The sequence below is a fragment of the Deltaproteobacteria bacterium genome, assembly GCA_009930495.1.
Lineage (GTDB): Bacteria > Desulfobacterota > Desulfovibrionia > Desulfovibrionales > Desulfomicrobiaceae > Desulfomicrobium.
Genome location: RZYB01000437.1, coordinates 1 through 1184, shown reverse-complemented (window position 1 = coordinate 1184; position 1184 = coordinate 1). Strand labels below are relative to the sequence as shown.

Annotated in this window: 3 protein-coding genes; all 3 read right to left on the bottom strand. The window is 57.9% G+C overall.

The features are described from left to right. Window positions 1-174: 174 nt before the first annotated feature. Window positions 175-582: a single-stranded DNA-binding protein gene (gene ssb, locus EOL86_15305; protein ID NCD26937.1), complete on the bottom strand. Its 408-nt coding sequence runs from the start codon at window positions 580-582 to the stop codon at window positions 175-177. A gap of 108 nt (window positions 583-690) precedes the next feature. Continuing rightward, complete coding sequence (locus tag EOL86_15300) at window positions 691-894, bottom strand: hypothetical protein (protein ID NCD26936.1); 204 nt, start codon at window positions 892-894, stop codon at window positions 691-693. Further along, the gene (locus tag EOL86_15295; GenBank protein ID NCD26935.1) at window positions 891-1091 is read right to left on the bottom strand and encodes a hypothetical protein; all 201 of its coding nucleotides are present in this window, start codon (window positions 1089-1091) and stop codon (window positions 891-893) included. Before EOL86_15295 ends, EOL86_15300 begins: the two co-directional genes overlap by 4 nt. Between the last annotated feature and the right edge of the window lie 93 nt (window positions 1092-1184).

Here is a 1184-nt window from a genome sequence, read left to right as displayed (position 1 = left end):
TGTGGTTATTCGTCATCGTACAGCCCGACGAACTCAACGACATCCGCTCCGCACTTCGGGCAGTGTGCCGTTTTCGTCTCGAACCCTTTCCTATCCTTCAGTAGTGCACCGCACTCGGAGCACTCCCAGGATATTTTGCCATCTGCTGATTCGATCATGGTCATTGTCGCCATATCAAAAAGGAAGTTGGTCTAAATCGTCTTTGGCGTTGTACTGTTGCGCTTGCTGTTGCGGCGCGGGCTGGCCGTCAGGCTTCTTGTCCAGCGCCTGTACAGAATTGACGATGCACTCCGTGGAGTAGCGGTCGTTCCCGTCTTTGTCCTGCCACTTTCGCGTCTTCCACTTTCCGGCAACGTGGACCAGTCGGCCCTTGCCAAGATAGTTTCCGATGAACTCCGCCTGCTTTGCCCATGCTACACACGGAATCCATTCGGTTTGGTCGATCTTCTGCCCGGACTTGTCCTTGTATGATTCGTCAACGGCCAACGAGAAGCTGGCCACGGTCTGCCCAGTGTTTGTGTATTTGATTTCCGGGTCGCGTCCGATGCGCCCGATGAATTGACAAGAGTTCAGTGATGCCATGTATTCCTCGCTGTTGTTGAAAATTTATCCCTGCCTCGCCTGACCTATCCACGCCCTGCCACGCCAGGCCGTGAGAAAGTTTTGCCGGGGAACCGCCCCGGCTCGGGGTTACTTGAAACTCGGATCAATGCGCTGGATCATCCGGACGCATTCTTCGCGCGATGGGTGATAGAAGCGCGGGTACGGGCAGAACGATCCTTCCCCGCACTGTTGCGCCAGCGTTGACGGGCTGTACGGGTGCGGGTTGCACGTCTTGGCCCAGACTTCGCGCGTGTAGCGCATGGCCTGGATGTGTTGGCTTATGACGCTCATGCTGCCCCCCTCTTCATCGCCTCAAGTTGTTCGATCAAATATGCAGCCGCCCTCGCTGTCAGCTCCGAGAATGACGCGACGTTTTGCCACGTCGGCTTTGCCTGCCGCATGATCTGATTGGCGTCGGCAAGCCTGTCCTCGCGTGGTGCGCCAGCGTAGATGGACATCAGGATTTTGCGCTGCTGGTCCGTCATCATGGGTTCTTGCACTGGCGCTGGTGCGGGCCTCTGGCCCGTGGCGGGAGTGGGCTTCGCCACCGTCGCCTTGGGCTTCGTCGCCGCGTTCGCGTC

What these genes read in the sequence shown, in the direction of transcription:
- EOL86_15300 (NCD26936.1), bottom strand. Translation starts at nt 894, where the DNA reads ATGAGCGTCATAAGCCAACACATCCAGGCCATGCGCTACACGCGCGAA.
- EOL86_15295 (NCD26935.1), bottom strand. Translation starts at nt 1,091, where the DNA reads ATGATGACGGACCAGCAGCGCAAAATCCTGATGTCCATCTACGCTGGC.
- ssb (NCD26937.1), bottom strand. Translation starts at nt 582, where the DNA reads ATGGCATCACTGAACTCTTGTCAATTCATCGGGCGCATCGGACGCGAC.